This window comes from Algoriphagus sp. (assembly GCF_029254265.1).
Lineage (GTDB): Bacteria > Bacteroidota > Bacteroidia > Cytophagales > Cyclobacteriaceae > Algoriphagus.
On record NZ_JAQWXX010000045.1, the window covers coordinates 1 to 4,487 of the forward strand.

General features: G+C 37.2%; 4 protein-coding genes. All 4 read right to left on the reverse strand.

The genetic code is table 11. The features are described 5' to 3' along the window. Window positions 1–1,117: right-handed parallel beta-helix repeat-containing protein (locus P8O16_RS06080; RefSeq protein ID WP_300311993.1), on the reverse strand; the 1,117-nt coding region annotated here is incomplete at its 3' end. A gap of 208 nt (window positions 1,118–1,325) precedes the next feature. After that, window positions 1,326–2,048, reverse strand: coding sequence for a hypothetical protein (locus P8O16_RS06085; RefSeq protein ID WP_300311996.1), 723 nt, complete (start codon window positions 2,046–2,048; stop codon window positions 1,326–1,328). Window positions 2,049–2,079: 31 nt separating this feature from the next. Further along, entirely contained in the window at window positions 2,080–2,676 is a 597-nt protein-coding gene (locus tag P8O16_RS06090) for a hypothetical protein (protein ID WP_300311998.1), read from the reverse strand. Between the two features lie 193 nt (window positions 2,677–2,869). Beyond that, window positions 2,870–4,381, reverse strand: coding sequence for a histidine kinase (locus P8O16_RS06095; RefSeq protein ID WP_300312001.1), 1,512 nt, complete (start codon window positions 4,379–4,381; stop codon window positions 2,870–2,872). Between the last annotated feature and the right edge of the window lie 106 nt (window positions 4,382–4,487).

The window sequence follows — 4,487 nt, forward strand, 5'->3', positions numbered from 1 at the left end:
AATCCATTTCCACCAACCCGGTGGAATTTGTCACCTCTACCGAATAGCCAGAGTTCGCTTTTAGAATGTTATTCTTGACCAGGTTGTTGGAAGAGGCCGTGCCGTTGTAGTGCATTGCCACTCCTGTTCCGGTGCTGTTCATGCTGTTGTGGTAGATCCGCTGGTTGGTGTTATAGTAAAAGTACAGCGCATAGGATCCGCTGCTCTGGATGTAGTTGTTGGCAATGAGGCCAGATGTGGTACCCGAACCATTGCTGAAAGTATATTCTAAGGCTGTGGATTTTGAACCAGCTATTCTATTCTGAACGACCCGCGTTTCACCATCAATATTAGTCAACTCCATTCCTACAGAGCCACTTTGCGAAGCACTGAGCAGTATGATAGTATTTCCTTCAATCTCACTATCTAAAAAACGACTAAATGAAATACCCCTATAGTAAACCTCGCTAATCGAATTACTTATAAATCGAAATCCAAATGCTCTAACTGAACTTGAATTTGTTCCCTGATAAAAAACCCCGTAAGAACCTCCTGAAATCGCATTATTTATAAATCTAACATCTGAAGAGGTCGAAGCTGAAATAATCACATTACCTCTATCTCCACTTATACTGGCAGTGATGGGAGACTGGAATACATTTCCTTCAAAAAGAATATTATGAAGTTCCACTTGTCCCCTGATAGTGCGGCTATAAGTGGTTCCTGTTGCCTTTATAGTTAGATTTTTTACAATAAAATGAGAAGCATTTTCCAGAAGGATTACATAATTATCGCTTAACCCAATAGCTGCATGAGTTAAAACAACGTTTGTTGCATTCCCTGACTGGGATTGAAATGTAATCGTATTAGATAAAGAAGATCCCGTAATAGGTCCTAAAACAATTTGCTCATTATAAGTCCCATCTTCCACATTGAAAATCACTGGACCAGAAACTCCATTTGTATTCAATGCTGAAATAGCATTGTTAAAGTTCGAAAAATCACCCACTGGACCTATACTGTAAGTTCCGGTGAGTCCCTGGGCTTTGGCTTGGTAGCCTCCGACCAGGAACTGAAAAAAAATACCTACTAGCACCGGAAGTAAAAAACTCTTTTTGACTACGTAAAAATTCCTCATCGCTTTGATTGTTTTAATTTTTGTGGGGTTCCGTATCAAAAAGAAAAACGGTTCCCAAAGCAAAAATCAAAATCAGAGGACTGTTACAATATCAGAGATGTATCAAAGAATAACACTGATGTAACAATCTCAAAAAAAAGCTTGAAATGATCATTCCAGGCTTTTTGGAGGGTTAATAAAAAGGTATTTACTCATTCACCGCAAACCACTATAAGTCTTCCGGGAGTTTTTCAAGTCTTGATACAGTCAATTTTAAAGGGAAGACTTTTCCACTGGAAGAGATAAACACTTCGTCGATCCCATACCGAATAATATTCCAGCCTGCCTGAAGTTCCAAAGCTATAGTGGTGCTTTCCTCAAAGACTTCTTCCCCAACTCCAGTATAAGTTTCCAATAGACATTTTCCCTTAGCGGTTGCAGGACCTTCTAAATAATAAAACTCTAAATAATACCCTGGACTGACATTTTCATCACGATAGGTGAAAAGCCACCTTGCTATTTCTAAACTGCTAGCAGCATACAAAATCCCATTGGTAGGATTTCCCATTTCGTCCATTAGCGTTAATTCAGGAAGTCCTGAAACTGCTAAATCTCCGCCTTCAGTTTCCACTTCCTCAAAGGGACAGGCAAATGTCTCTGATACTTTCTTAAAGCTGATTGTAAATCCTTTAGGAGCATTTTCCTGTGCTTCCTCTGCCATTTTTCTCGCTTTTCCAAGAAAATCATCTTCGAGAATTATGGAGAAATTTCCTTTTTCATCGACCTTACCCCATGTTTGGCTGATAGCTGAAAAACGATCAAATGATTCAATTTCGGAAGGGCCATTAGTATAATTGGAGATTTTACCATGAAGCACTTGTTGGGCATTAGCCAATTGGATTTGAAACAAAACGAACAAAAACGAACCGAAGAAAGTGAATTTGATTTTCATAGTTTTATGTAGATTTATTTTGAAACTCCCCTTAAGTCATCGCGTCCTGTACTTCCCTCACAAAATCCCATAACTCATCCAGTTCAATCTGATGGCCTTTAAAAATAAAATGAAACCGCTCTTTCAATACAAATTCGATTTGCACATGGTGCTCATCAGAATTTAATTGTTCCCAAACACGAATCCCCTCTCGGTCATAAATCTTAGAATAGCCACTGGGCATTTGCTCTTCATAATCTAAGTTCAACTTTTGACTGATTGAACTCAGCATGACAGCTCCTGTTGGACCGGCACCATCCAGCACTTCCATGGATACTTGCTTACCTTCTTGCCCGATTTCATGATAAGTAGCTATTGCGCCACTCATTTCCATGCCTTGTTTGTGGCCTACAATCAATTTTCGCTGCTCCATTTCGCCAATTTTTTCTGGAATCCATTCCTTGAGCTGTTCATTGCTCATTGGGATTTGAATTTCTAAAGCTTTTGAAATATCACTTACAGTATTTTCGGAAGAGTCCGAAAGTTCTATTCTTTTTGGAGTGCTACTTTTAATAGAGCTCGCATTTCTTTCTTTCCCACAGGAAACTAAAAGCAGTAAATAGAAGAAAACAGAGCTGAGTCTTTTCATTGATCTGAAGTGCTAACAGTTTTTAATGGCTGAGTCTTCTAGAACGATAAGTAAGGAATCACTTAAAAACTACTTCCTTTTTTAAAAACCGGATATTTATTTTAATGAGGTAAATGTATGCCGCCAAATTAGGAATGAATCTATCCCATGTATCAAAAAGTAGCACTAGCGTAACCTTTAAAAAATTCTTTATTTATATATGGATTTGATTTAAGTAAAATACCACTTCAGTTCCCTTTTCAGAAGAATTGTCTTCATGATCCAGAATTAAAAAATGATAATTGAATTTTTCGCTTTCATTAAAGAATTTAAGACGGTCTGAGGAAAGCGAAATACCTATTGATTGCTTTTGGATGGTTTGAGTAGATTTGATTTTCATTGACGCTGCTCTTCCTACCCCATTGTCTCGGATAGAAACAACAACATCATGATCTACTTTATACACACGAATTAAAATAGATTTTGGTCCTTTTTTTGGCATTAATCCATGCCAAACGGCATTTTCCAAAAATGGCTGAAAAACCAATGGAGGAACTTTTGTGTCTCTAAGATTTATTCCTCTTTCGACATCAATCGTGAAATCTAACCCATCCTCAAATCGGATTGCCTCCAGGCTGATATAAAGCTTTGCAATGTCCAACTCCTCACCTAGCGAAATTTTAAACTCCCGAGAACTTTCCAAAACCATCCTAATAAGCTTTGCAAACTTGTTAAGATAAAGGATAGCATTCTCTTTATCACTTTCAATCAAAAAGACCTTGATCGAATTCAGGGCATTGAAGATGAAATGTGGATTCATTTGGCTTCTTAGTGACTGAAGATGAAGGAGTGTAATTTGCTTTTCATAATCAGCACTAAGCTTGGCTACCCGATGTTCCTCTGCATCAGCTTCTAGAAATGAAATTTGGCTTTCCTTAAGCTTCAATTCATTTCTGAGATTTTCATTTAACCTCTCTCGTAGGTCTTCGTTTTCTTGTAGCTTTTCTACCAACAAGGTCTGAATTTGAAATTTATCTGTGTAAACCTCTCTTTGCTTAATAGCAAGAGCATAGGTATATAAAAAGTTTTCAGCCAAAACCGCTAAGTAAAAGATGTAATAATATTTATTGGTAAATGATATATCCTTTCCAAAAGTCAAGGAAGCAAAAATGAAGGAACTAATCCCTAAAATAAGATAACCTGCAAGAATGAAATACCTAACCTTCTCCCCCGTTTTGATTGTAAGATATATCCCATAAATCAAGAAAATCAAGGTACAGGGCATGAAAACTAGGATGTAATAACCCCGCATCATATCATACCCATCCCAAAGATATCTTCCTAAAACCAAGACTCCGAAAATAGAGCTAGTGATCAAAGCATAGTAGGTAAAGAAGGAAGTGAATTTTGGGAAATGCTTTCTAAAATTTAGAATCTCAATTAGGAAGAAAGAGAAAATCAGAAAACTGGCAAATTGAATTGGAAAATTAAGATGGATAAAAAAGTCTGAAAATTCAGTATAAATATTTTCTACAAATACGCCCTTAACTCGCTGAATTAGATTGATACCATTGATCAGTGCATACAAGCTATAAAACAGATAAAACTTCTCTCTGCTTTTGATGAAAAGAACGAAATGGTATAGGGATAAGTAAAAAAGCACACTTGTAACTCCCCAGCCCAAGCCGTTAAAATTGCTGTTTTTTAGAATTTCGGGATAGTTCATTAAACTGTGTCTAGGTTTAAATTTATGTTTCAAAGGACTGGCAGAGGAGGCCGTAGGCCGACGAAGCCAGTCCTTTGAAAACTAGTTTTTCAGAGGTATTCTTTCT

Excerpts from the sequence above, each read along its gene's own strand:
- P8O16_RS06085 (WP_300311996.1), bottom strand. The coding sequence starts at position 2,048 with ATGAAAATCAAATTCACTTTCTTCGGTTCGTTTTTGTTCGTTTTGTTT.
- P8O16_RS06090 (WP_300311998.1), bottom strand. The coding sequence starts at position 2,676 with ATGAAAAGACTCAGCTCTGTTTTCTTCTATTTACTGCTTTTAGTTTCC.
- P8O16_RS06095 (WP_300312001.1), bottom strand. The coding sequence starts at position 4,381 with ATGAACTATCCCGAAATTCTAAAAAACAGCAATTTTAACGGCTTGGGC.